The organism is Acinetobacter sp. YH12236, from assembly GCF_013417645.1.
Lineage (GTDB): Bacteria > Pseudomonadota > Gammaproteobacteria > Pseudomonadales > Moraxellaceae > Acinetobacter.
Genome location: NZ_VPDM01000030.1, coordinates 1 through 26,147, shown reverse-complemented (window position 1 = coordinate 26,147; position 26,147 = coordinate 1). Strand labels below are relative to the sequence as shown.

Genomic DNA, 26,147 nt, shown 5'->3' with positions numbered 1-26,147 from the left:
AACTGTTGTAAAAGGAAAGTATAAGTAAGACGAGTAGAAATAAAAAAAGCCCCTGATTTCAGGAGCTTTTTTAAGAATTCAAATCTTATTGAGAGACAGGCGCTTTTTTCAAATTACGTACTAACAGATTCAGTGTTTCACGATGATGGGAAAGACGCTGTTCAACCAGCTGGAATTCAACTTTAAGTTTGTCATCCATCTGGTGAATCTTTTCTGCTACAGCCGCCTTTTTCACCTGTATTTCCTGTTCTTTCAGTTTGGCCCAGTCATTCAATGTTTGAGTAAAAGCTTCATATTCCTGAGCGATTTTACTTTTCACATTGATAATGTCTTCATTGACATTATGACCATATACCGCCAGATCCTGCTCAGCATATTTAAACTTCATTGCCAGTTCAGCTTTTTTGATATTAAAGCTTGGAATACGGCGCAGATTTTTAGCCAGGCCCAGTTTAGAGCAAGTCCAGATTAACCATTTGGTTGGATCATATTGCCACCATTTCACGCCATTACGGTAATCATACTGGAAGATGTGATGATAGTTATGATAACCCTCACCCCAAGTCGCAATCGCTAACCAGAAGTTGTCACGTGCAGTGTTTTCATCCGTATAAGGACGTGAACCCCACATATGGCACAGTGAGTTAATGAAGAAGGTCACGTGATGGCTCAGGATTAAACGAACCAGACCACCCAATAATAATACACCCCAGACATCGCCTACAGCCCAGCCGATTGGCAAGAGAATCGCAGCGTGTACTGCAATTACTAAAGGCACATAGTATTTGTGCTGGAACATAACGACTTTGTCGTTTTGCAGGTCTGGTGCATTCTTGTAGTTGGGTTCTGCAGCAGGATAGTCACGCAGCATCCAGCCCAGGTGTGCATACCAGAAGCCGTTATTAATTGAATATGGGTCTTTTTCCACGTCATCGACATGACGGTGATGGGTACGGTGACCTGAACCCCAGTACAGAATACTGTTCTGCACCGCAAAGGTACCCATGATCATTAAAATGATTTTTAAAGGTAAAGTCGCTTCATAAGCACGATGTGCCCAAAGACGATGATAGCCCGCTGTAATCCCCAGGCTGCTAACGCCGAGCAAAACAAACATACTGATCCAAGCGGCAAGGCTAAAATCATGGTGATACGCATATAACGGAATCGCGATAACAGCTACAATGGGTAAAACTACCAGAGCAAACACGGCGACCCAGTTAATTGGGGCTTGAGGTAGGGGAGCATTCATCTCCAACAGCACTCCTGGAACCTGGGAAGGTATAACAAAAAGCAGAGGCCGCTATTGTTTATTTTAACAGCGGTTAAGTCATTCATATTAGCATGCTCCCTAGGGCATCACTAGCATTATTGTACGGTTGTATTGTACTTGTCGGTAACAGAATAAGCAGGGTGAAAACTACCATTTTCGCGGGCTAGACAGGCTCTGATTTCCGAGTAAATCACTGAGATTTTTGAAGCTTTTAATCAAATTTATTTTCTGAAAATGAGACAAATGAATGTTTATTTTTTATACTAGATTGCAGAGAAATAAATTTGTAAGCAAACCCGTAACCCAAAGTTAAACAAGATTACAGACAGGCATTCTTCTTTAAATTATTTTTCAAGGCTTAAAGAAAAATAATCTATATATAGAATCTTGCATTTTGGGTCATTTAAAGATGTTGCATCATTAACTTCGGATAATCGGTAATGAGACCCTGAATACCCCAGTCGCGTAATTCTTTGGCACGATTAACATCATTTACGGTCCAGACGCTGATGGTGAGTTCGGCAGCTTGTGTGGCCTGAATAATATCTTTGCTGGCCAGTTCATTCATCCAGCCAATCTGACAACAGCCAAGTTCTAAAGCTTGATCAATCGCCTGATATTTCACATCTGTTTCAATCAGAAGGCCGCGTTTTAAACTGGAATTTTGCTGTTGCAAAGCCTGATGGATTTTAGGATCAAAACTGGTAATCACGACTGACTGCTCATAACCCTGTAACTGCTGTTCAAGCTCAAGCGTGATTTTTTCAGCATCGGCCTGGCTCGCTACACTTTTGACTTCAACTTCAATATGGTCAAAGTTATGAATCACGGTTAAGGTCTGATCCAGCATAGGAGTGACTTCGACCTTGTTCCATTCTGACCATTTTACTGCGTGATTATATTGACTGAGATCCTGACGGCTACATTCGTAGAGGGGCTTTTGCAAACCGGTAGTGCGTACAAAATTATCATCATGCATGATGATCAGGGCATTGTCTTTAAGCTGGCGTACGTCAAATTCGACTGCGCGAATCCCGATATCCTGAATATATTGAAAACCGCCTAGTGTATTTTCAGGCGCTTCCCCACGCGCACCGCGATGTCCGATTATGCGCATGCTGCGATAACCTGAAAAAGTGAAGATGAAAACATAATGATGAAGAGTTGTGACAGGAGTATTGCAATATTCTGCGCCTGAAACACTTTGTTGCAAATACCGTTGGCGCAGAATTTTCCGTGCAATTTAATACATTTTAGTGGATTTATTGATCAATGGTCTCGTTGATATTTTTTTGCCATAACACCTCGGAACCACCTTCAGCACGTTGTAAGGTGCGTGAAGCCACAAACAGCCAGTCAGATAGGCGATTTAATAGCTGCAGGGACGTCGCCTGAATATTCTGGTCGCGTGAGTGAACCGACATCACGCTGCGCTCTGCACGACGGCACACGGCACGGGCCTGATGAGCAAAACTGCAAACTAAAGTACCCGCAGGCAAAATAAAGTCTTTCAGCATCGGTAAAGCTTCATTCATGCGATCGATGTCATTTTCCAGATAATCAATCGAGACTGGTTGAACCAGGTTAAAGCCAGGAATACATACTTCACCACCCAGATCAAACAACCAGTGCTGGATCAGGCTTAAAGATTTATCCCAAGCGGCTTGATCTTCAATTGTGCTTGCTGAAATTTGTGCACGTAAAACCCCAATGATGGCATTCAGTTCGTCGACATCACCCAGCGCTATGATACGCAAATCATCTTTGGCTACACGTGAACCATCACCCAGTCCGGTAGTGCCCGAATCGCCTGTGCGCGTGTAAATTTTACTTAAACGGTGACCCATGAGAGTTCCTTAAATTATTGCATGCTGTAAATAAAAAGAATCATGCCATAGGCATGACATGATTCTCAAAAGTATTTGCTTGGATTGGAATGAGCTTAATATTTAAAAGTCACGCCGGCAGAAGCGAGGCGGCCTTCATCAACATAATAATTATTCCAGTTGTATTCGATCTTATGACGCACATCACCGACATTTTCTATGTTGGTAAATACTTTGACATGTGGGTTGATATTCCAGTAAGCATTTAAATCGACGGTCGCATAGCCCGGATTATGGTCTGAATCACTCCAGCTTTTTGACTTGGAACGGGCAATAAGAGAAGCACTCATCCCATAAATTTCATTTTCCAAACCTGTGGTCAGAGTGAGGGTTTGACGTGGTCGTTTAGCTAACTCAATATTCGTTTTGCTATCTTTAGCTTGTACATACGCAAAAGCAGTATCGATGAACCAATCGTCTTGTTTCCAGTTCCATGCCAGCTCGCCACCACGAAGCGTTGCTTCGCTGATATTATTTAACTTGCCATCAACTTTTTGGATCATGTTATCCACTTCGTTTTGATACACGGAAAATGAAACAGATGAGTTTTGAGTGAGGGCCTGGTCTAAGCCAATTTCATAAGACAGACTTTCTTCGGCTTTTAAATTTGGATTTGCAGATTCACCACTGTACAGCTCGTTTAAGTTTGGTGAACGAAAAGCTGAACCAATATTCGTATAGACGCTGAGTTGAGGTGATATTGCATAACGTGCAGCAGCTTGCCCTACAGTATGAGAGCCATACTTTTCGTTGTCTTCAACACGGATGCCGAGTTGTGTATTGAGTTTATCTGATTGATATTGATGCTGTGTGTAATATCCTTGAGAGGAAACATCACCTTTGTAGGCAACTCCATAAGAAAGAACATCACCATCAAGATTGCTATACGTTGTCCCTAGTAAAATATGATGCTGATCATTTAGATTGAGTTTGGCATACAATTCTGCTTCTTGAGTAGTGCTATATGAATAATCGACCTGACCTAGATAATTCGTAGCATTTTGATCTAATTGATCGTCAAACTGGGATAAGCGAGCATTGAGTTCTAATTGTGAGCCTAGGTTAATTCGTCCTCTCAGGTTAACCATTTCATTTTCAAAATCTTGTGAAGTGAGGCTACCTGCATTGTAATCACTTGTGCCTTTATTTTGGCTGTAATCGAGAGATAAGCCATATTGGTCTTTGTGGACGCCAAATTTTGTGCTGAAACCTTTTTGGTCAAAGGAGTAATTTTCATCTTCATCATCTAGAACAGATTTTCCGTCAGTTTCCAGGCGTTGACCACGGATTTGGGCATAAAAACCATCTTCAGCTAAATCGGCACCCACGAGTGATTTGTAAGTTTTATTCTCGCCAATTTCACCTGTTATAAATGCACCTGATTGTTCAGGTGTTTTAGAAATCATATGAATGACGCCGCCAATGGCATCTGTACCATATAAAACTGATGCTGGACCCTTCAGAATTTCAATTTGCTTGATATCGGTAGTATCAATAAAAGGGAGAGAAGCTGAACTGCTTAAAGCAGTATTCAATCGCATGCCATCACGCAGAACGAGTGTATGTGACGAGCTTGTGCCTCGCATAAAAATAGAGGATTGTTGTCCATAACCGCCTAGTTGAGCGACGTTTAAAGCAGCCTCTTTTTTCAATAAGTTTGGCAATGAAGCAATAGGGGATTGCTCAAGAGTCGCAGGTTCAATCACTGAAATTCGCGCAGGTACATTTTCAATGTTTTCTGCAGAGCGAGTTGCCGTGACTACAATGGTATCTAAAGAGGCTTTTGCAACTTTTTGCTCGGCGGCATGAACAGATGAAGTAAAACCCAACGCAAGTGCGATCGCACCTACCAAGGCAGTAGGTTGAAATGGAATAGACATGAGATGTGCTCCATACATTCACTCCCCGTGAATGATTGAGTTAAAGAACACAACAAGCAGGTATCCGGACTTAAATGCAGTATTGAAACATACTTACTTATCCACCTTCCCACATATTGATGCAGTGGTGTAAATCCTGAGGATTTATAAAGACAAGCTTTTCATTTTTTACCGTTGCGGGGGCAGCGTTGGATTTGCACCAACTTCCCTAAAGCCTTAAGGCCTTGACTCGTTGCAAATTGTGGCAAGTATAAAGTCTGCTTATGACTTAAACAATCAAGATCAAGAATAATCCGTATGAACTTTACGCAAGATCGATGATTTGCATTACAATGATTCACCCCAATCTCATAGATTACTTGATATCTTGGTAAATCAGAGCCAACACTATATGCGAACCCGTGCCAAAATCTGTGGAATCACCCGAGTTGAAGATGTCCAAGCTGTTGCTGATGCCGGCTGTGATGCCATTGGATTCGTGTTCTATTCACCGAGCCCACGTAGCGTGACTCAGGCACAGGCTGAAGTGCTGGTCAAAGCAGTGCCAGCTTATATTCAAGTGGTGGGCTTATTTGTTAATAGTACGGCAGATGACATCCAGGATATTTTAAAAACTGTTCCGCTGGATATTCTGCAGTTTCATGGTGATGAAAGCCCTGAACAATGTCAGGTTATCGCAAAGCAGGTTGGGCGTCGTTGGTATAAAGCGATTCAGGTCAAACCTGATCTGGACGTAGTCGCTGAGATTCAACGTTATCAGACAGCAGGGGCCAGCGCAGTACTGTTAGACGCATGGCATCCTGATTTAAAAGGTGGTACCGGCCACAGCTTTGACTGGAGCACCTTTCCTCAATTAGATATTCCCTTGATCCTGGCTGGGGGCTTAAACCCGGACAATATCGAGCAGGCAATTCACACCACGCAGGCTTATGCTGTTGATGTTAGTGGTGGTGTCGAATCCGCAAAAGGTATAAAAGACCAACAACTCATAGAACGCTTTATGCAAGGAGTCCATCGTGGATCAGCAAAGTACTAATCACAACAAGCCCGTGATTGACTATACCCAATTCCCGGATGAGCGTGGACATTTCGGTATCCATGGCGGGCGTTTTGTGTCAGAAACTCTGATGGCGGCTTTACAAGATCTGGAAAAGCTTTATTTCCGCATGAAAGATGATGAACAGTTTCTGGCAGAATTCGACCGTGATCTAGCCTACTACGTAGGTCGTCCTAGTCCTTTATATCATGCTGAGCGATGGTCAAAAGAGTTGGGTGGTGCGCAAATTTACTTGAAACGTGAAGATCTGAACCATACCGGCTCACATAAAGTAAATAACACAATTGGCCAGGCGTTGCTGGCTAAACTTTCAGGCAAAAAGCGTATTATTGCAGAAACAGGTGCAGGCCAGCATGGTGTTGCAACGGCAACCATCGCAGCACGTTTAGGCCTTGAATGTGTGGTGTTCATGGGTGCCGAAGACGTGAAACGTCAGGCGATGAACGTTTACCGTATGCGTCTGCTGGGTGCAACAGTTGTCCCTGTAGAAAGTGGCTCTAAAACATTAAAAGATGCCATGAACGAGGCAATGCGTGACTGGGTCACCAATGTTGACTCAACTTATTATGTGATTGGTACCGTGGCAGGTCCACATCCATATCCACAATTGGTTCGTGACTTCCAGTCCATCATTGGCCGTGAAGCACGCCGTCAGATTCAGGAACAGGCAGGTCGCCTTCCAGATGCGTTAGTCGCTTGTGTCGGTGGTGGTTCAAATGCGATGGGCTTGTTCTATCCATTCCTGAACGATCAGGATGTGAAAATGTATGGTGTTGAAGCCGCAGGTTTAGGGATTGAAACTGGCAAGCACTCTGCACCACTAAATGCGGGTCACGTCGGTGTACTGCATGGTAACCGTACTTATCTGATGTCTGATAAAGAAGGCCAGATCATTGAAACGCATTCAATTTCTGCCGGTCTGGATTATCCGGGTGTAGGTCCGGAGCACAGCTTCCTGAAAGATATGGAACGCGTGAACTATGTACCGATCAATGATCAGGAAGCGTTACAAGGTTTCCGTGATCTAACCAAGATCGAAGGGATCATTCCTGCGCTTGAAAGCTCACATGCGATGGCTTATGTCACTAAACTTGCCCCAACCATGGACAAGGATCAAATCATTATTGCGACCGTTTCTGGTCGTGGTGATAAAGACTTGATGACTGTTGCCCGTATTGATGGCGTGGAAATGGTTGAGATGTAAAATCTCCCCCGGGCCCTCTTTTTCAAAGAGGGGAGAAAACCCTCCTTTCTAAAAGGAGGGTAGGGTGGATTAAGAAAAATCGTGTTGAAGCCATTCAGCACGATTTTTTTATTTTTATAGGTAAGAAAATTTTTAAAGATTAAGAGGAAGAAGCAATCTGGTTCAAAATAGAATAAAATTTATTCAAGTTCTGGATAAAACAGCAAAAAATCAGTTTCTCATTCAGAAAATTAAAATGGTTATTTTAAGCAGGATTGGCCGGAAGAGCTGACGAACGGTTTTAAAAAATTCTTTATCAAATCTCAATAATCGGCATAATAGCTTCAAGCAAAAATAGTTTTTGATTGAGATGGAATGTCTTAATGGATTTAATTCAGGAAAATGGACAACCACGTTACGGACGTTTCAAGGAAATTCCAAAAAGTATTGATTACCATACGTACCAGTACAAAAATCCCTATGGTGATGTACTCAAGGGGTGGCGTAAGCAACTAAAATATAAAAAATTTAAATTCTGTAGTATTCAACACGAGCATTATACGATTGGCCTTGCAATTGCGGATATCGCTTGGGCCGGGCACAGTTTTTTCTATATCTATAATCATAGCACCAATGAAGTACAGGAATGGAATGCGATCAATTTCTTCTCGCGCAATACGGTGCTAGATGAACAGCCATTGTTTAATCATAGTTATTTTCATAAATCTCCCTTTCAGATTGATATCCAGCATGCCAATGGGGTGCGTTATATCCATGTGACCAAATATGGTGAAATCAAGCTTAGTGCCCGAATTTTTTGTGCAGGTACAGATCCGCTGAGTATGTGCAGTCCGACCGGAATCAATGGCTGGACCTATACCCAGAAATTGACCACTTTGGGTTGTGAAGGTTATTTCGTAAATAAGCAGGGTGAAACCATCCAGTTTAATGAGCGCACCTTCGCCTCTCTGGATGATACCTGTGGCTTTTTGCGTCCTGAAACTGCCTGGTTCTGGTTGTCCTGTAATTTCTGGGATGCCAATCGTAACCGTATCGGGATCAATCTCGCTTCCGGTGTCAATGAAAGCTTTGGTAATGAAAACTGTTTGTGGGTAAATGGCAAAATTTATCCTGTGGCGGATGTGTTATTTCAGCAGGAATCTGACGAACGCTGGAACATCCAGTCATTGGATGGCTGCTTGAACCTGAATGTATACACAGGCTGGCGCCGTTATGAAAATCTGAATCTGCGTCTGGTCGGCAGCCAGTTTAGCCAGTGGCAAGCAAAAGTATCCGGTACTATCCGACAAGATGGCCAAGATATTGTACTGGTTAATGAATATGGACTTTTAGAACAGCACTATGCCAAATGGTAATTCATTTTTCTAACTTCTAAATCTAAAAAAGCCTTCAATCTCGAAGGCTTTTGATTTCGAGGTTTAATCTTCTGCAGCTTGCCAGAAGGCTTCTCCTGCCTGAATCGGGTCGCCGGTTTCTGCCAGCGTTTTTACCCAAACCTCATATTGAGCAATCACTGGGTGCTGGGATGGATGGAAATCCTTTTTAAACCAGTCACGATACTGTTTACCCATACGAGTCAGAGTCCCTTTTTTGCCAAAGAACCAAGGTAAGCCCCTGATATTCATTTGCAAGCGTTGCAGCGGACTAAAGCCATCATGTTTAAGCATGACATTGGCACGGTAAATGGTAAAACCAAACATCAGCAAAGTCGTAATGAGCAAAGTATATTGACGCAGCCATTCTGGCGTTTTTGCCACATCTTTCATCACATCAAAAGCCACATCACGATGTTCCATTTCCTCAATCGCATGCCAGGCAAACATGGCGCGAACAAAAGGATGGGCATTTCTTAAAGTATCTTTTTGTCCATAAAAAGTTTCAGCCATGAGCGCGGTCAGATGTTCTGCGGCTGCAGTGACTGCAATATTGTACTCAGGTGAACGGTTCTTCAGGTCATAGTTCATCATGTAGTTCAGACGCTGAATAAACTGATCGACCGGCATGCCTTGTTCCCGCATCAGGTTATTCATCTTGTCATGGGCAATGCCATGCTGGGCTTCTTGACGGATAAAATCCGCTACCCGTTTTTGTAGATCTGGATCTTTGATCTGGTCGCGGAACAGACGCACACTCTGAATGAAATAACGTTCACCATCTGGAAAGGTCAGACTCAGTGCATCAAACATACGGGTCAGGAATGGATCGCCACCAAACCAGTAACGCGGAATTTCACTCAGCTTAAAATCAAGATTACTGCGTACCACAGGCTGTACGGAAGATTTTAAAGGTGCGTTCATCTGCTTTCATTCTTTTTCTGAAGATGCTGACAGTATGTTCAGAATTGCACAAATTGTTTTGACAGATATGGCCAATTTTTATACATTTTACGCCAGAGAAAAATAAAATATACATTCGCAGCGGAGACAGGGACGCGCTCATGCAGGACATCAAAATCTCCAATGGCTATATCCAGCTATGGGCCACCTATTTACGTAGCTTAAATATAGAACCTTTAACCGCAAAGTTTCTTGCAGATCTACGACCTCAGCTCATTGGACTGATTGATCAGCCTTTTGATGCACAAGTTCCGCTGGATTTTCTCAATAGCATCCTGTTAAGAACCCAAAAACAGCTAGCGTGTCCACAGTTAATTTTTGAAATTGTGCAGTGCATTCGGCCAGAACATTTTGGTGTGCTGGGCTATATGGTATCTAAAAGCAGCAGTATTCCTGAGATCATCGGCTATATCATGCGTTTTCAGCGACTGGTCATTGATGGGAGTGAATTTGTCCCATTGCAACTAAGACAGCATGCGCAGAGTATTGAATTGTATTGGATTTATCAGGATGAGCGTTATAACCTGCTGAATGAGCTAACTATCGCAGCCATGGTGCAATTGGGACGTTTTATTTTGCAGGATCATCCTTTGCTCTTGCGTCGGGTGCGTTTTGCTCATGCGCCAGAAATTGCCCGAATTCACTATCAAAAATTCTATGCTGCGGAAGTGCAGTTTTCACAGCAGGATTATGGCTTTGAACTGGATATACAGGGACTGAACCTGAAATCGGAACAGGCCGATCCAATGTTATTACAGTTATTGATTCGTCAAGCTGAAGAAGCGATTGCAGCTAAATCACCCGTGGAAAGTATTTTGACTCAGGCTCAAAAAGTGGTTGCGGAGCATCTAAGAAGCAGACAACAGGCGATTAAAATTGAACAGCTGGCCGAGCAACTGTTTGTATCGACTCGAACCTTGCAGCGTCAGCTAAATGAGCAAGGTAGTTCTTTTAAAAAACTATTGGAGCAGGAAAGGATCAAACGCTGTGAAAGCTTATTGCATCAGCCCCTAAGCCTGACCGAGATTGCCCAGCAACTAGACTATTCTGACCAGTCGGCTTTGGCCCGTGCTTATAAGGCGGCAACAGGCCGGACTTTATTGCAATATAGAAAACAATTAAAACAGGATCAGGCATAAAAAAACGGCCATCATTGGCCGCTTTATCTCATGACTTAATTTAAGCTGTTTTTAATTTAGGGTATCGGAAAGCAATCGCGATCACTGCAAAGATTGCCAGAATCCAGCAATAATACACGCCCCCGATTAGCTCGACTGGAGAAAGTTTGGCAATCGAACAGGCCAGTAATAATTGTGCGCCATAAGGGATCAGCCCCTGTACCACACAGGAGAAAATATCCATCAGGGCGGCGGCACGTTTCGGATCAACCCCATATTCTTTCGCCACTTCACGGGCCATATCACCAGCCAGAATAATCGCGACAGTGTTATTTGCTACAAACAGATTCGAAAATACGACCAAGAAACTGATCCCGATTTCACCGGCACGTTGACGGCCTACTTTAAATAAACGAGTCAGCGCATAGATGCGTTCGATCAGCCAGCGTAAACCACCTTCACGTTGCATGATCGCAGACAGGCCACCTAAAAACATGGATAACAACGCCACTTCAAACATGCCGACAAAGCCATCATAAATGGAAGTGTTCAGCTTGAGGATATTGAAATCTGGCGTAGCAAATAGCCCAAATAAACCCGATAACACGATACCGATGGTTAAAACCGCCAGAACATGCAGACGGCTAAAAGCCAGTAAAAAGACCGCAATATAAGGTAGGACCAGGATCCAGTTAAAGTCCTTGTATTCCACTGGACTAAAGCTGCCAGCATTGAAGATATAGATCAAAATCGTGACGATAGAAGCGGGTACAGCAATCCAGACATTGACTCTGAATTTGTCACGTAACTGAACTTTCTGGCTGCTGGTTGCGGCAATGGTGGTGTCAGAAATCATCGATAGGTTATCACCGAACATTGCTCCACCGACCACGGCGCCAATTGCATAAACCACCGGAATCTCGGTCACTTGTGCAAAGCCAAAGGCAATCGGTGCACAGGCGGCAATGGTTCCCATAGAGGTACCCATCGCCGTCGCAATAAATGCCGAGATCACAAACAGCATCGGTAAGACAAAACTCGGAGGAATAACGGACAGGCCCATTTGTACAGTAGCATCTACACTACCAATCGCACTGCTAACACTGGCAAAAGCACCAGCCAGCATAAACACCATGAACATCAGGATCAGGTTGGGATGGCTGGCACCTTTCAGAAATTCTTCAATACCCTGATTGAGTTTGCCACGATACACTAATGCAGCCAAGATAATCGCGGGCAGGGCGGCAACAGGCGCTTTAATCTGATAGAACGCAAATTCAGTTCCGATCAAAGAATGATAGATCCCGCTACCTAAAAAGATGGTTAAAAATACAATAAGCGGCAACAGTGCAATGGCGCGTGCCTGCACTGTACCTTCAGAGTCAGTCTGCATAGGAGATAAAAAAATAAGAGAATGGGGCTAGTATAAAACAGGTTTTGCAATTTCAGAAAACTTTAAATGAATGCGCTAACATCTGCATTTTTATTAATTTTTCCATGATAAAAATAAGTTTATCTAAATATTCAACATTTTAGGGAATGCCAAAATTAGGCATCTTTGATCATTGAGAAAAAAATCAAAATAATCGTAAATAGATCCCTTCGGGTTGTTCTGAAATCCTCGCACAGGAAATGAAATGCCAGAGGTCGATGTTGCACACTGTTCAATGTACAAAAAATAGCGTTACAATGCGATGTCTTGTATTTCTACATAGTCAATGTCTCAAGTTTGAAACACCTTAAGGAAAGCTCAGCCCTATGTCACGTTTAGCCACACGATTTGGACAACTTAAATCTCAACAGCGTAAAGCTTTAGTTTCTTATGTTATGGCTGGTGACCCGCATCCAGAGGTAACCGTACCTTTGCTGCACCAGATGGTGGACGCTGGCGTCGACGTGATTGAACTGGGTCTTCCTTTCTCAGATCCAATGGCAGATGGTCCGGTGATTGCTCTGGCCGCTGAACGCGCGCTGGCCGGTGGCACTAATACCTTGGATGCCCTGCACATGGTGAAAGAATTTCGCTTGAAAGACCGCGAAACACCAGTGGTACTCATGGGTTATCTCAATCCGGTTGAAGTCATTGGCTATGAAAAGTTTGTGGCTTATGCCTATGAATGCGGTGTCGACGGCGTGCTTCTGGTCGATCTTCCTCCTGAAGAAGCTCAAGATTTGGGGCAGGTGCTGGAAAAATATGAAATGGATCAGATTTTCCTGTTGGCTCCGACCTCAACTGATGAGCGTATTCAGCATGTAGTGAAACAGGCCAGTGGCTTTATTTACTATGTGTCGTTGAAAGGTGTGACGGGTGCTGCAACATTGGATGTATCTGAAGCCGCTGCACGTATTCAGAAAATTAAGGCAGAGACAGATGTTCCTGTAGGCGTGGGTTTTGGTATCAGTGATGCTGCATCTGCGAAAGCGATGGGTGTTGCTGCCGATGCAGTTATTGTGGGAAGTGCGTTTGTAAAACAGTTTGCAACCCTCGCGCCAGAACAAGCCGTTATTGCGACGGTGAATAAAGTCAAGGAGCTTCGAGCAGCGCTCGATGAGTTATAGTATGAGTCAACAAGTGAAATCAGGCAAAATTCTGAGCCCATCGACCCCATGGACGGAGCGTATTGTTCCGGGCATTCATGTACCTGATGAGCAAACCACCCTAAAAGCGACATTCACAGAGCCAACCATTGAGTGCCCTGAATGTCATGCTTTGGTGACACGTACTGCAATGTCATTTAATGCTTATGTTTGTCCACAATGCGATGAACATCTGAAAATGAAAGCACGTGACCGTCTGAACTGGTTCTTTGATCAGGTACAGACTGAAATGGGTCAGGAATTTACGGCCAAAGATCCACTGAAATTTGTCGACAGCAAAGCTTATCCAGACCGTATGTCGGAAGCACAAAAGAAAACAGGTGAAACTGAAGCACTGATCGTAATGCAAGGTCTGCTGAAAGGCGTGCCAATGATTGCAACCGCATTTGAGTTTGACTTCATGGGCGGCTCTATGGGCACTGTAGTGGGTGACCGCTTTGTGCAGGCAGCGGAGCGTGCGATTGAAATGCATCAACCTCTGATCTGTTTTGCAGCATCTGGTGGCGCACGTATGCAGGAAGGTATGCTGTCTTTGATGCAAATGGCACGTACTTCAGCAGCGATTCAGCGTTTGAAAGAAGCAGGTCTGCCTTATGTGGTGGTATTGACCCACCCAGTTTATGGTGGTGTAACTGCGTCTTTAGCCATGCTGGGTGATGTGCATCTGGCTGAACCGAAAGCCATGATCGGCTTTGCGGGTAAACGTGTGATCGAACAAACTGTACGTGAAAAACTGGACGAACCGTTCCAGCGTGCTGAATATTTGCTTGATCATGGTGTAATCGATCAGATTGTTCACCGTCATGCATTACGTGATACAGTTTATCGTATTATCACGAAATTGATGAACCTGCCTTGAACACAGCACCATTAGCAACTGATTCACTTGATACATGGCTCGATTATTGGAGCCATGTTCACGTTACGGGGATTGATTTAGGCCTGGAACGTGTTATTCCTGTGGCTGAAAAGCTGGGCGTGATCAATCCGGAGGCTAAAGTCCTGACGGTTGCCGGAACCAATGGTAAAGGTTCAACGACCACGACTCTGGCTGCCATTCTCAATGCTCAGGGTTTTAAGGTCGGACTGTATCAGTCTCCTCATGTATATCGTTTTAATGAACGGGTGAAATTACGTGGGGTTGAAGTCGAAGACCAGTTGCTGATTGATGCTTTTGTTGAAGTCGATCGGGCACGTCGCGAATGCGATTTAAGCCTGTCATTCTTTGAAGCAACCACACTTGCTGCATTTGTGATTTTTAAACATGAACTGTGTGATGTGTGGGTGCTGGAAGTCGGATTGGGTGGCCGTCTGGATGTCGTGAATGTGGTTAATCCGGATGTTGCAGTCATCACCAATATCGGACTGGATCATACCGACTGGCTCGGTGATACCATTGAAAAAATTGCTTTTGAAAAAGCTGGTATTATCCGTCCGAATATTCCCGTGATATTTGGTGGTCAGCAAGATATTCCGCAAGCCATTCTGGATAAAGCTGCTGAATGCAATGCGCCGTTGTATGCTATCAACCGTGATTATTTCTATGAAGCCTTTGAAGATGGCAAAACCTGGGCTTTTGCATCGTCGGGTACGACTTTAAAATTGCCAACAGGTTCACTGGCGCTGGATAATATTTCGACAGCGGTTGCAGCGATCTTGCTGAGTGGTTTGGAAGTCAACCAGACAGCGATTGCGGAAGGAATTCAGGCAGCTAAATTGCCGGGACGTTTTGAAGTCCGAGAAATTCAGAATAAGACCGTAATTTTTGATGCCGGACATAACCCGCATGGGGTAGAGTTCCTGTTAAAACAATTACGCAATTATTTAAATTACAACAAGAAATATAAAGAAGTCATTTGTGTATTTTCCATGCTGGCAGATAAAGATATAAATTCTGTCGTCAAGTTGTTGAAAGACACTGTTCATTTGTGGAAAATTGCACCATTATCTGTGCCACGTGCGGCAGAGGTCACACTTTTGACTGATGCATTGCAAGGTGAATTGATAGAACAATTTGACAATGTAAAATTAGCTTTTAAATCAGCGCTGGATGAAACAGAGAATAATCAGCTGATTTTGGTATGTGGATCATTTCATACCTTAGAAGCGGTATGGGAGTATTTGGAAGAATGTCAATGAATAACAAACAACGCTGGATGGGTGGCGTTGTTTTACTAGGTGGTGGTGTTTTATTGGCAGCATTACTCCTGAAAGGCCAAAATGAAATTCATCAGGATCGTCAGCAAAACCCGGCACTGGCTGCAGAAGTAGAATCAAAAGATACAGTCAACAATTCATTAGGTTCTTTAATAGTCGATGTGGAAACAGAAAAACGTCTGCTGGAACAGCAGCGTCGTGACCGCGAAAAAGCAGTGGCTGAACAGGAAGCCCGTGCAGCTGAATTTTTAGCCATGCAACAGCAGGCTGAGGCAGATGCAGCACGTCGTGCGGCTGAAGAATATGCTGCTTTGAATGCCCATCGTATGGGACAGCAAAGTTCAGACAATATTCCACCTGAGCTGGCAGAAGATGAACAGACGAAGCAAAAACGTCTGGCTGAAGACAAGGCTGCTACACAAAAAAAGTTAGAACAGCAGAAACTTGAGCAGCAAAAAGCCCAAACTTCAGCTGATACTGCCAAGAAACAGGCAGAGCAGAAGGCTGCAGAAGAAAAACGTAAGCTAGAAGAGAAACGTAAAGCTGAAGAAGCGCATAAGGCAGCTGAAGCAAAACGTAAGGCCGAGGAAGAGCACAAAGCGGCTGAAAAGAAAAAAGAAGCTGAGCATAAAGCTGCTGAAGAAAAACGTAAGGCAGAAGAAAAGCGCAAAGCTGAAGAGAAACATAAAGCAGAAGAGGCCAAGAAAAAGGCTGAAGCTGAAAAAGCCCGTAAACTTCTTGAAGGTGAAAGTGATAAACAGTGGATGGTGCAGGTGGCATTGGCTGCCAATGAAGCCAATGCTGATGCCATTGCGGCCAAACTGCGAGCCAAAGGCTACAAGGTCACCAAGAGCCAGACATCTAAAGGTGTGCGTATCATGGTCGGTCCATCTAAAGACCGTGAAACAGCAGATGCACTGCGTAAGAAAATCGCGTCTGATGCCAGCCTGAACATGAAATCAGCCTGGGTGAATGACTGGGTGCCGCTAGATAAGCGTTAATTCTCTTACTTAACCGAAGTTTCTGTAGATGGATTCGTGAGTTGCTCGCGAATCCATCTTACATTTTCAGGGATAAATAATTTTTCAATATTGCGCCAAATGGAATGAAAGCCATAACCGCCATGCTTCATTTCCCGTACTGCGTCTTCAATGCGCCAGTTCTGGAAAATAATCCGGTACATGGCCACACTGGCACCGGTACGGTCTGAACCATGATAACAGTGTAAAAGTATTTTTTCATTATTTTGCCGTGCCTGTTGAATCAACTGCATTACGTTCAGTAAATCCTCGCGATTCATAGCCCAGGTAAGAATGGGAACATGTTTAAGCTTGAGGTCTTCATTTGACAAAATATCCGTATCTTTATCGCGTGAACGCAGGTTGATCACCACATTAATGGCATATCGTTTTAATAAGGGCGTCAGTTCATCGCTCGGCTGTTCACTCCGGTAAAGTTCATCGCTAATCTGATAAAAATTATGTTCTTCATGCAGTCCCTGTCCCCAGTGCATTGGGCGTTCCTGTTCAGGCAGCGCTGGAGTACAGCCAGATAAAACAAACGCGGAAACCAGAAGAAGTACATAATTATTTTTCATTGCGCGTTAAACCCTCTTTTTAATCATTCTCTTCAACAGCATATCGGCTTTTGCAAAAAAAAGCCTGTCCGAAGACAGGCTTGATGGGAAAAGTTCGAAAACCCGGCTCGTCGGTGGGTATCAAACTAAACATGAAAATGATGGTTGATGCATGATGATCTTCATTTTCATAGTGGAGAGTTTTTTCTAAATTTTCGGTGTCATGGTTAAAGAGCAGTAACTTTGCTTATCCGTATAACTTTAGCATAGCTGAGGTTCTTGAGCGAAAAAGTACCACCTTTTAGAGACTACGCGTTTCGCTTGTCTTACGAATAACTAAAGCAGTGCTTTCAAATTATCACTCGAAGCATAGCTTCTCGTCTTGCATTCAAGCAAAGCGGTGTTTTGGAAGCTACGCGCTGCGCTTGTCTTGTCACAAATTAAAGCAGTGCTTCAAATACTGCGCACTTCGTTTGCTTTGCGCAAAACTGAAAAGCAGTGCTTTCAGTTTTGTCACTCGAAGCATAGCTTCTCGTCTTGCGCAAGGGCAGTACAATGGAAACTGCGCGCTACGCTTGCCTTGCGCAAAATTAAAAAGGAGTCCTTTTAATTCCTTACCAGCCATAGCATAGCTATGGCTCTTGCACTCGGGCGAAGCAGTGCTTCGCTTATCCTCGCTCAGGCTGTGGCGTAAGACGTAAATAAGGAGTTACTGCCTTATAACCTTTAGGGAAGCGTTGTTTAATTTCTTCCTCATCTTTTAATGAAGGCACAATCACTACATCATCGCCATGTTGCCAGTTTGCTGGAGTTGCAACTTTATGATTGTCGGTTAATTGCAGAGAGTCGACTACACGTAATACTTCATGGAAATTACGACCTGTTGATGCAGGGTAGGTAATAATCAGACGCACTTTCTTGTTTGGATCAATGATTACCAGAGAACGTACAGTTAGGGTTTCGCTGGCATTTGGGTGAATGAAACCATACAGCTCAGACACTTTTCGGTCCTGATCAGCAATGATCGGGAAGTTAACGGTCGTACCTTGAGTTTCATTAATGTCTTTGATCCAGCCATGATGCGATTCAACATCATCAACAGAAAGCGCAATCGCTTTCACGCCACGTTTTGTAAACTCGTCTTTCAGTTTCGCGGTAAAGCCCAGTTCAGTGGTACATACAGGTGTGTAGTCTGCTGGATGTGAAAATAAAATGCCCCAACTATCGCCTAGAAAGTCATAAAAGTTAATTAAGCCTTCGCTAGATTGCTGTTCAAAATTCGGTGCGGTATCGCCTAAACGTAAACTCATTTTCTTGCCTCAATTGATCTTGTAATGTGTCGATGAGAATAAATATGAACCAATTTTTTTATGATTAAAAATAGTGTTTTTAGAATTTCTTATGAATAAACCGAATAAAGAAGTAGGCTGTCGATTCAGAATCAGACAAATCAGTCGTCTAATTAACTATATTGCATGGGTAAAATTTGCTACATTACTTTGCCTTAGGTCTCAGGGCTAGGACGAAGGATGAGTTTTTTTCATTGGTTTTCTGGCAAAACCCTTGTAGTTCAAATTTCTAGCACCATAATAACGACTAAGAACATATTTATTTGACAAGCAAGATTTAGAGAGTCTATTCATGTTGGCAAGTCTGATCGGAGGAATCTTCGGTACCAAAAATGAGCGCGAACTCAAACGCATGCGTAAAATCGTAGACAAGATTAATGCGCTCGAGCCGACGATATCAGCCCTAAGCGATGCAGACTTATCTGCAAAAACTGAAGAATTCAAACAACGATATAATAAGGGTGAAAGCCTAGATAAGTTACTTCCTGAAGCATTCGCAGTCTGTCGTGAAGCTGCAAAACGTGTTATGGGAATGCGTCACTACGACGTACAGTTGATTGGTGGTATTACCCTGCATGAAGGCAAGATTGCCGAGATGCGTACCGGTGAAGGTAAAACCCTGATGGGGACGCTGGCCTGTTATCTTAATGCATTGAGCGGGCAGGGTGTCCATGTCATCACGGTGAACGACTATCTGGCACAACGTGATGCCGAGTTAAACCGTCCATTGTTCGAATTCTTGGGTTTAAGCATTGGGATTATCTATTCCATGCAGAATCCGATAGAAAAATCTGAAGCCTATAAAGCAGATATCACTTACGGTACCAATAACGAATTCGGTTTCGATTATCTTCGTGACAACATGGTGTTCTCGTTGGCTGAGAAAAAACAGCGTGGTCTGACCTATGCCATTATCGATGAGGTCGATTCGATCCTGATCGATGAAGCGCGTACACCGCTGATTATTTCTGGTCAAAGTGAAGACTCCTCCCAGCTTTATGCAGCGATCAACAGCATTCCACCGAAGTTAAAAGCACAGAAAGAAGAAAAAGTACCGGATGGCGGTCATTTCTGGATTGATGAAAAACAGCGTTCTGTTGAAATTACTGAAACCGGTTTTGAAACCATTGAAAGTGAATTGATTGCAATGGGCTTGCTGGCTGAAGGTGAAAGCCTGTATTCAGCTTCTAATTTGAATTTGCTGCATCATGTGACTGCTGCGATTCGTGCGCACTATCTGTATCAACGTAATGTGCATTACATCATCAATGAAGGTGAAGTGATCATCGTCGATGAGAACACCGGTCGTACCATGCCAGGTCGTCGCTGGTCTGAAGGTCTGCACCAGGCAGTTGAAGCAAAAGAAGGTCTGGAAATCCAGCCGGAAAACCAGACCCTTGCAACTACTACATTCCAGAACTATTTCCGTCTGTATAAAAAATTATCCGGTATGACCGGTACTGCAGATACTGAAGCTGCGGAAATGAAAGAAATTTACGGTCTAGATGTGGTAATCATTCCAACCCACCGTCCAATGATCCGTAATGACCAGAACGATTTGATCTACCTGAATCGTGAAGGTAAGTACAACGCGATTATTCAGGAAATTCAACGTGTTCACGAAGCTGGTGTTGCGCCAATCCTGATTGGTACTGCTACTATTGAAGCGTCGGAAATTCTTTCTGACAAGCTTAAAGAAGCTGGTATTGAACATGAAGTCCTGAATGCCAAACAGCATGAGCGTGAAGCAGATATTATTGCCCAAGCGGGTGCACCGCGTGCTGTAACGATTGCAACTAACATGGCCGGTCGTGGTACCGATATTTTGCTGGGTGGTAACTGGAAAGCGCTACTGGCCAAAATTGAAAACCCAACCCCTGAAGATGAAGCACGCCTGAAAGCAGAATGGGAAGCGAATCATGAAGCAGTTCTTGCTTCTGGTGGTTTGCATATTATCGGTTCTGAGCGTCATGAATCTCGCCGTATCGATAACCAGTTGCGTGGTCGTGCGGGCCGTCAGGGTGACCCGGGTGTATCGCGTTTCTACCTGTCTCTTGAAGATGACTTGATGCGTATCTTTGCGGGTGACCGTGTGGTTGCCATGATGCGTGCAATGGGCTTAAAAGAAGATGAAGCGATTGAACACAAAATGGTGTCACGCTCAATCGAAAATGCACAGCGTAAAGTAGAAGCACGTAACTTCGACATTCGTAAGAACCTGTTGAAATACGATGACGTGAATAACGAGCAGCGTAAAATTATCTATAGTCAGCGTGATGAGATTCTGGCTGAAAGTTCATTGCAGGATTATATCGAAGAGATGATCCGTGAAGTGATGCAGGGCATGATCGCCAACTATATTCCGCCTGAATCAATTCATGATCAGTGGGATATTGAAGGTCTGGAACTTGCACTACGTGAAGACTTATCGATTGATCTGCCAGTTGCACAATGGTTAGAGCAGGATCGTCGTTTAGATGAAGAAGCACTGGTTGAGCGAATTACTGAAGAAGTGGTAAATCGTTACCGTTCACGTCGTGAACAAATGGGTGCTGAATCTGCAGCATCACTTGAACGTCATTTCATGCTGAACTCTCTGGACCGTCACTGGAAAGAGCATCTGGCTGCGATGGATTACCTGCGTCAAGGGATTCATTTACGCGGTTATGCACAGAAAAACCCAGAGCAGGAATACAAAAAAGAAGCCTATAACCTGTTTGTAAACATGCTGGGCGTGATTAAATCTGACGTCATTACTGATCTGTCACGTATCCATGTGCCAACACCTGAAGAGCTGGCTGAAATGGAAGCACAGCAGCAGGCACAGGCTGAAGCGATGCGTTTGCAGTTATCTCATCAGGAATTTGATGGATTACTGGCTGAAGAAGATGAAATCACCACTGAACAAAATGCGCAGGCCAATCCTGTTGCACCAGTCTTTGAAGCACCGGCAAGCCGTAATGCACCTTGTCCATGTGGTTCAGGTCTGAAATACAAACAGTGTCATGGCAAGATCTAATTTCTGCTAAGTTTCTAAACTATAAAAAGATCAGGACCAAATGGTCCTGATCTTTTTATGTATATGGACTTTTCAGCTGATGAATACTGTTTGCACTGTACCGGATTAAATGGTATTTAATGGCAGATTGAACACCGCAAAGTGGAAGAAACAATGACAAAAGTATTAAAAACGATGATGGTTGCTGCTTTGGTAATCCCGACTTTAAGTTTTGCTGAAACAGCAACAACGACACCTGCTAAAGTTCAGCAGGCCATTGGTCCAACTACGGCTCAGGTTCAGACGGGTACAGATGGTCAGGTGACCATTGCAAGTCCGCGTACTGGCATTCGCTATACCTTTAATAATTCAAACCGTCCAATCGTTTTGCAGACTGCAGCGATTACAGCAGCTAATGCAGCGAATGCCGACCGTATTGTTGCTTCTAACCCTGCGCTTTCTGCAGCAAGTCAGCAACAGGCGAAACAGGCTTTATTGAACGAATCAACCCAGCTAGCTAAAAACTAAGTTTGATCTAGTTTAATAAAACCAGTCACTATGACTGGTTTTTTATTGTGAAAAACCATAAGAAAAGTGAGTGTTCATCTGGCTTTGGCTCGATTTTTTAATGAAGATCAACTAAGCTGTATTTTTCTGAAACTTCAATATTGGACATTTAAAAATGGCAGTTGGTGACGTATCTATGCCACAGATGCATGTGGTAAAAGGGGTGAGAATTGGTTCGGCAGAAGCGTATGTGCGCTATCAGAACCGACGTGACCTGGTGATATTTGAACTGGCTGAAGGCTCCAATGTTGCAGGTGTATTTACCCAGAATGCTTTTTGTGCTGCCCCTGTACATGTTTCTAGAGCACATCTGGCGGCAGGTAATCCACGTTACCTAGTCATCAATACTGGTAATGCCAATGCTGGTACAGGTGCTACAGGTATGGCAAATGCTGAAGCCACTTGTGCCAAACTGGCTGAACTTGCAGGCGTGAAAGCTGAAGAAGTATTGCCATTTTCAACAGGGGTGATTGGCGAACAATTACCAATGGAACGTCTTCTGAATGGTTTGCAGCCTGCATTAGAGTCATTGCGTGATGATGCCTGGATCGATGCGGCAACCGGCATCATGACCACAGACACTACACCAAAAGGTGCATCTGAACAGTTCGAACTGGACGGCATTACTTATACCATGACCGGGATTTCCAAAGGTGCCGGCATGATTCGCCCAAATATGGCCACTATGCTAGGTTATGTGGCGACTGATGTGCCAATCAGCCGTGAACTGGTTCAACAGCTTTTATCTGAGACAGTGAATCAGTCATTCAACCGCATTACCATTGATGGGGATACCTCAACCAATGACTCTTGCATTTTTATTGCTACAGGTCAGGCCGGTGGAACAGAAATTTCATCAGTTGAAGATCCGCGTTATGCAGCTGTGCTTGAGGTATTAATGCGTACCATGAAACGCCTTGCGCAATTGATTGTGCGTGATGGTGAAGGCGCAACCAAGTTTATTACTGTGGCCGTAGAAGGTGGTGCCAATACTCAGGAATGCTGTGACGTGGCCTATAGCATCGCGCATTCTCCATTGGTGAAAACTGCGATCTTTGCTTCTGATCCAAACTGGGGACGTATTCTGGCTGCAATCGGTTATGCAGGTGTGGCGAATTTAGACGTTGCAAAAATTCAGGTTTGGTTAGATGATGTACAAATCTGCAAGGATGGTGGTGCTGCAGCAGACTATACCGAAGAGGCAGGTGCACGTGTGATGGCACAAGCTGAAATGACGATTCGTGTTGATCTTGGACGTGGTGAAGCAAAAGATACAGTCTATACCTGTGACCTGTCCTATGATTATGTGAAGATAAATGCTGATTATCGTTCATAATTCAGATTGTTTCTAAAGCCTCCGTTGTGGGGCTTTTTTTATATCTTATGATTTTTAATGACTGGTCAAAAAAGTATTTTGCTAGAGATGACCGGGATGTAGGGTGAAAGGTTCGTTGAATAATGAACCATGAGGGTAGAGTAAGAGTTGTTATGAATGATGCGACCAAATTAATAGCCAATGAAGCCAAATCGATTGTGCAGGCGCATTTAGATCGTTTAGGAGAACCCAAAGAGCATCAGATCAGTGCACAGGCCAAACAGGAAAAATTTGCACAGATTCAAGCCGAATTGGAAAAGCAGAATGCAGTACTAGTTGCACATTATTATTGTGATCCTGAAATACAGGAACTGGCAGAACTGACTGGTGGCTGTGTGTCCGATTCATTGGAAATGGCGCGTTTTGGACGTGACCATCCCGCATCGACCTTGGTGGTAGCTGGGGTTAAGTTCATGGGGGAAACTTCAAAAATACTTTCACCAGAAAAAACCGTCCTGATGCCAACTCTTGAAGCGACCTGTTCACTGGATTTGGGTTGTCCGGTAGAAGAATTTACCAAATTCTGTGATGCGCATCCTGATCATACTGTAGTGGTGTATGCTAATACTTCAGCTGCGGTTAAAGCCCGCGCTGACTGGGTCGTGACTTCAAGTTGTGCAGTTGAGATTATTGAACACCTCGATAGTTTAGGTGAAAAAATTATCTGGGCACCGGATCAGCATCTAGGGCGTTATATCCAGAATAAAACCGGTGCTGACATGCTGCTTTGGGATGGCGCGTGTATCGTCCACGAAGAATTTCGTTCGCGCGGAATTGCTAATATGAAAGCCTTATATCCAGATGCGGCAGTGCTGGTCCATCCAGAATCACCGATGTCTGTGGTAGAAATTGCTGATGCAGTCGGAAGTACTTCTCAGTTAATCAAGGCAGCTCAAACCTTGCCACATCAGCGTTTGATCGTGGCAACAGATCGCGGTATTTTCTATAAAATGCAGCAGGCTGTGCCAGATAAGATTTTGATTGAAGCTCCAACCGCTGGAGAAGGAGCAACCTGTCGTTCATGTGCACACTGTCCTTGGATGGCCATGAACGAGCTAGATGGAATCTTGCATGTTCTACAACATCGTGATCAGGAGATTCATGTTGACCCCGCATTAGCTCAACGAGCCAAACTGCCTTTAGATCGTATGCTGGATTTTAGTGCCAGCTTGAAACGCTAAGATTTTGTATAAAAAATGTCTGAAATGCTTGATAAATAAACGCTTGAAGTGTTTTTTTGATTTTTTTTAAATATAGGTGTTGACGTCTTATGGCGTCACGCCTAGAATGCACACCGTACCAAGCGATAAGCTTGATACGAAAGCTGAGATGAATCGGAGCATAGCACAGCCTGGTAGTGCACCTGGTTTGGGACCAGGGGGTCGTAGGTTCGAATCCTACTGCTCCGACCAATTCTTCAAGGCGGATGGTGAAAATCATCAGTAAAGCGCTTGTAGCTCAGTTGGATAGAGCATCCGCCTTCTAAGCGGATGGTCACAGGTTCGAATCCTGTCAGGCGCGCCATTTTTGGTAGCTTGATATTTAAGAACCAAGGCAATGGTGGATGTAGCTCAGTTGGTAGAGCCCCGGATTGTGATTCCGGTTGTCGTGGGTTCGAATCCCATCATTCACCCCAACTCTTTGAGTTGAACATCGGAGCATAGCACAGCCTGGTAGTGCACCTGGTTTGGGACCAGGGGGTCGTAGGTTCGAATCCTACTGCTCCGACCATCTTCTTCATGGTGGTTAAGATAAATGATACCGCGTCAAGCGGTTTTTTTATGTCTAAATAATGAAGACACCGTAATGGTGGATGTAGCTCAGTTGGTAGAGCCCCGGATTGTGATTCCGGTTGTCGTGGGTTCGAATCCCATCATTCACCCCAACTCTTTGAGTTGAACATCGGAGCATAGCACAGCCTGGTAGTGCACCTGGTTTGGGACCAGGGGGTCGTAGGTTCGAATCCTACTGCTCCGACCATCGATAAAAATGATTAATTATATAGATACCGCATCAGGCGGTTTTTTTATGTCTGAAATTTAACTACGAATTAAATTTAGCAATCAAAATAAAAATAGATTAAAAACTGGTTATTTATTAAGTTCATTCTTCATTCTTCATTCTTCATTCTTCATTCTTCATTCTTCATTCTTCATTCTTCATTCTTCATTCTTCATTCTTCATTCTTCATTCTTCATTCCAGAATTATGTTTTTAATAAGTCGAGCTAAATCTACCTAGATCTTTTTATGGGTGAGTCGCATTTATTGGGAGGTCCATAGGGATTGTGAAAATAAGAAAAATATTTATTCGAGTGAGTTGGAAGAATATTTTAAGCAAGAGTAGTTATAGGAATAAAAAACTAAATTGCACTTTATTAAGCTGAAACGAAATAGTCCCTGTTTTTTAAATTAAAAAATGGAAATAGTAAAAAGATATCTAAAAAATAGGGTTTTTAGATTAAAGAATATGCATATATGACATTTTTGTAGAAATAATAATCAACTGAAGTATTTTCTTAAAAATAGGGGTTGCGCTTGTTTGGGATTAGTCTATAATGCACATCCATCGGCAGTGATGAAGATTAAAACTTCTGATAAAACAGTAACTTAGCATGAAATGGTTGAGTTGGGTTTTAGAAAGAAATTTTAAAAATAATTTTCATTACTGGTTGACTTTCTAGAGATAGAGAGTAATATAGCCGACCTAGCTTGCTACTGACGAAGTAGTGAGAAGATCATTAAGAGATTATGAAGAACAACTTGTGTGGATTT

The 26,147-nt window shown here is 43.5% G+C and carries 20 protein-coding genes, 6 tRNA genes and 1 riboswitch; of the genes, 18 read left to right on the top strand and 8 right to left on the bottom strand.

Features of this window, described 5'->3' with window-relative positions:
• Positions 1-85: 85 nt before the first annotated feature.
• The 4 genes from FTV14_RS12550 to FTV14_RS12535 all read right to left on the bottom strand — a co-directional run bounded on the left by FTV14_RS12550 (position 86) and on the right by FTV14_RS12535 (position 5,039).
• Entirely contained in the window at positions 86-1,252 is a 1,167-nt protein-coding gene (locus FTV14_RS12550) for an acyl-CoA desaturase (RefSeq protein ID WP_104495369.1), read from the bottom strand.
• Positions 1,253-1,676: 424 nt separating this feature from the next.
• On the bottom strand, positions 1,677-2,390 hold the full coding sequence (locus tag FTV14_RS12545) for a glycerophosphodiester phosphodiesterase (RefSeq protein ID WP_180053985.1): 714 nt from the start codon (positions 2,388-2,390) through the stop codon (positions 1,677-1,679).
• Positions 2,391-2,535: 145 nt separating this feature from the next.
• The gene (locus tag FTV14_RS12540; RefSeq protein WP_180053984.1) at positions 2,536-3,120 is read right to left on the bottom strand and encodes a cob(I)yrinic acid a,c-diamide adenosyltransferase; all 585 of its coding nucleotides are present in this window, start codon (positions 3,118-3,120) and stop codon (positions 2,536-2,538) included.
• A gap of 95 nt (positions 3,121-3,215) precedes the next feature.
• Positions 3,216-5,039, bottom strand: coding sequence for a TonB-dependent siderophore receptor (locus FTV14_RS12535; protein ID WP_127799854.1), 1,824 nt, complete (start codon positions 5,037-5,039; stop codon positions 3,216-3,218).
• Positions 5,040-5,076: 37 nt separating this feature from the next.
• Positions 5,077-5,287: riboswitch (cobalamin riboswitch) on the bottom strand.
• 143 nt (positions 5,288-5,430) lie between these two features.
• Here FTV14_RS12535 and FTV14_RS12530 point away from each other — a divergent pair.
• From FTV14_RS12530 to FTV14_RS12520, 3 genes are all read left to right on the top strand, one after another.
• On the top strand, positions 5,431-6,075 hold the full coding sequence (locus FTV14_RS12530; protein WP_166139520.1) for a phosphoribosylanthranilate isomerase: 645 nt from the start codon (positions 5,431-5,433) through the stop codon (positions 6,073-6,075).
• On the top strand, positions 6,056-7,300 hold the full coding sequence (gene trpB / locus FTV14_RS12525) for a tryptophan synthase subunit beta (RefSeq protein ID WP_004782182.1): 1,245 nt from the start codon (positions 6,056-6,058) through the stop codon (positions 7,298-7,300). The genes FTV14_RS12530 and trpB overlap by 20 nt, the downstream gene beginning before the upstream one ends.
• A gap of 362 nt (positions 7,301-7,662) precedes the next feature.
• Positions 7,663-8,655 (top strand): DUF2804 domain-containing protein, encoded by a 993-nt coding sequence (locus tag FTV14_RS12520; RefSeq protein WP_180053983.1) that lies wholly within the window; start codon positions 7,663-7,665, stop codon positions 8,653-8,655.
• A gap of 63 nt (positions 8,656-8,718) precedes the next feature.
• Here the strand turns inward: FTV14_RS12520 and FTV14_RS12515 are convergent, their stop codons facing one another.
• The gene (locus FTV14_RS12515; protein WP_179993252.1) at positions 8,719-9,597 is read right to left on the bottom strand and encodes a metal-dependent hydrolase; all 879 of its coding nucleotides are present in this window, start codon (positions 9,595-9,597) and stop codon (positions 8,719-8,721) included.
• Positions 9,598-9,737: 140 nt separating this feature from the next.
• On the opposite strand from FTV14_RS12515, the gene FTV14_RS12510 reads away from it, so the two are divergent.
• Positions 9,738-10,775 (top strand): AraC family transcriptional regulator, encoded by a 1,038-nt coding sequence (locus FTV14_RS12510; RefSeq protein WP_180053982.1) that lies wholly within the window; start codon positions 9,738-9,740, stop codon positions 10,773-10,775.
• A gap of 40 nt (positions 10,776-10,815) precedes the next feature.
• Here the strand turns inward: FTV14_RS12510 and FTV14_RS12505 are convergent, their stop codons facing one another.
• Entirely contained in the window at positions 10,816-12,147 is a 1,332-nt protein-coding gene (locus FTV14_RS12505; RefSeq protein WP_180053981.1) for a Na+/H+ antiporter NhaC family protein, read from the bottom strand.
• Positions 12,148-12,512: 365 nt separating this feature from the next.
• Here FTV14_RS12505 and trpA point away from each other — a divergent pair, with 365 nt between their 5' ends.
• Genes trpA through FTV14_RS12485 form a run of 4 tightly spaced genes read left to right on the top strand, consistent with a single transcriptional unit; the run spans position 12,513 to position 16,510 of the window.
• Positions 12,513-13,313, top strand: a complete 801-nt coding sequence (trpA, locus tag FTV14_RS12500; protein ID WP_004782187.1) for a tryptophan synthase subunit alpha — start codon at positions 12,513-12,515, stop codon at positions 13,311-13,313.
• A 1-nt stretch (position 13,314) separates the two neighbouring features.
• Positions 13,315-14,211, top strand: a complete 897-nt coding sequence (gene accD, locus FTV14_RS12495; protein WP_166139531.1) for an acetyl-CoA carboxylase, carboxyltransferase subunit beta — start codon at positions 13,315-13,317, stop codon at positions 14,209-14,211.
• Positions 14,208-15,491, top strand: coding sequence for a bifunctional tetrahydrofolate synthase/dihydrofolate synthase (gene folC, locus FTV14_RS12490; RefSeq protein ID WP_180053980.1), 1,284 nt, complete (start codon positions 14,208-14,210; stop codon positions 15,489-15,491). The genes accD and folC overlap by 4 nt, the downstream gene beginning before the upstream one ends.
• Positions 15,482-16,510 carry an SPOR domain-containing protein gene (locus FTV14_RS12485; protein ID WP_373688487.1) on the top strand — a complete coding sequence of 343 codons (1,029 nt, stop codon included), beginning with the start codon at positions 15,482-15,484 and terminating at the stop codon, positions 16,508-16,510. Before folC ends, FTV14_RS12485 begins: the two co-directional genes overlap by 10 nt.
• Before the next feature lie 5 nt (positions 16,511-16,515).
• Here FTV14_RS12485 and FTV14_RS12480 read toward each other — a convergent pair whose 3' ends face one another.
• Together FTV14_RS12480 and FTV14_RS12475 are read right to left on the bottom strand one after the other, a co-directional pair.
• On the bottom strand, positions 16,516-17,106 hold the full coding sequence (locus FTV14_RS12480) for a dual specificity protein phosphatase family protein (protein WP_180052486.1): 591 nt from the start codon (positions 17,104-17,106) through the stop codon (positions 16,516-16,518).
• Between the two features lie 647 nt (positions 17,107-17,753).
• On the bottom strand, positions 17,754-18,395 hold the full coding sequence (locus FTV14_RS12475; RefSeq protein WP_104426585.1) for a peroxiredoxin: 642 nt from the start codon (positions 18,393-18,395) through the stop codon (positions 17,754-17,756).
• Between the two features lie 331 nt (positions 18,396-18,726).
• On the opposite strand from FTV14_RS12475, the gene secA reads away from it, so the two are divergent.
• The 10 genes from secA to FTV14_RS12425 all read left to right on the top strand — a co-directional run bounded on the left by secA (position 18,727) and on the right by FTV14_RS12425 (position 25,354).
• The gene (gene secA / locus FTV14_RS12470; RefSeq protein ID WP_180053978.1) at positions 18,727-21,453 is read left to right on the top strand and encodes a preprotein translocase subunit SecA; all 2,727 of its coding nucleotides are present in this window, start codon (positions 18,727-18,729) and stop codon (positions 21,451-21,453) included.
• A 153-nt stretch (positions 21,454-21,606) separates the two neighbouring features.
• Positions 21,607-21,960 (top strand): hypothetical protein, encoded by a 354-nt coding sequence (locus FTV14_RS12465; protein ID WP_180053977.1) that lies wholly within the window; start codon positions 21,607-21,609, stop codon positions 21,958-21,960.
• A 154-nt stretch (positions 21,961-22,114) separates the two neighbouring features.
• Positions 22,115-23,335, top strand: a complete 1,221-nt coding sequence (argJ, locus tag FTV14_RS12460) for a bifunctional glutamate N-acetyltransferase/amino-acid acetyltransferase ArgJ (protein ID WP_180053976.1) — start codon at positions 22,115-22,117, stop codon at positions 23,333-23,335.
• A gap of 152 nt (positions 23,336-23,487) precedes the next feature.
• Positions 23,488-24,555, top strand: coding sequence for a quinolinate synthase NadA (gene nadA / locus FTV14_RS12455; protein WP_179993243.1), 1,068 nt, complete (start codon positions 23,488-23,490; stop codon positions 24,553-24,555).
• A gap of 154 nt (positions 24,556-24,709) precedes the next feature.
• A tRNA-Pro gene (locus tag FTV14_RS12450) sits at positions 24,710-24,786 on the top strand.
• Between the two features lie 35 nt (positions 24,787-24,821).
• Positions 24,822-24,898: transfer RNA gene (locus FTV14_RS12445), tRNA-Arg, on the top strand.
• A 36-nt stretch (positions 24,899-24,934) separates the two neighbouring features.
• Positions 24,935-25,010, top strand: a tRNA-His gene (locus FTV14_RS12440).
• Between the two features lie 18 nt (positions 25,011-25,028).
• A tRNA-Pro gene (locus tag FTV14_RS12435) sits at positions 25,029-25,105 on the top strand.
• Between the two features lie 78 nt (positions 25,106-25,183).
• Positions 25,184-25,259 (top strand) — tRNA-His (locus FTV14_RS12430).
• Positions 25,260-25,277: 18 nt separating this feature from the next.
• Positions 25,278-25,354, top strand: a tRNA-Pro gene (locus tag FTV14_RS12425).
• The last annotated feature ends 793 nt before the right edge of the window (positions 25,355-26,147 follow it).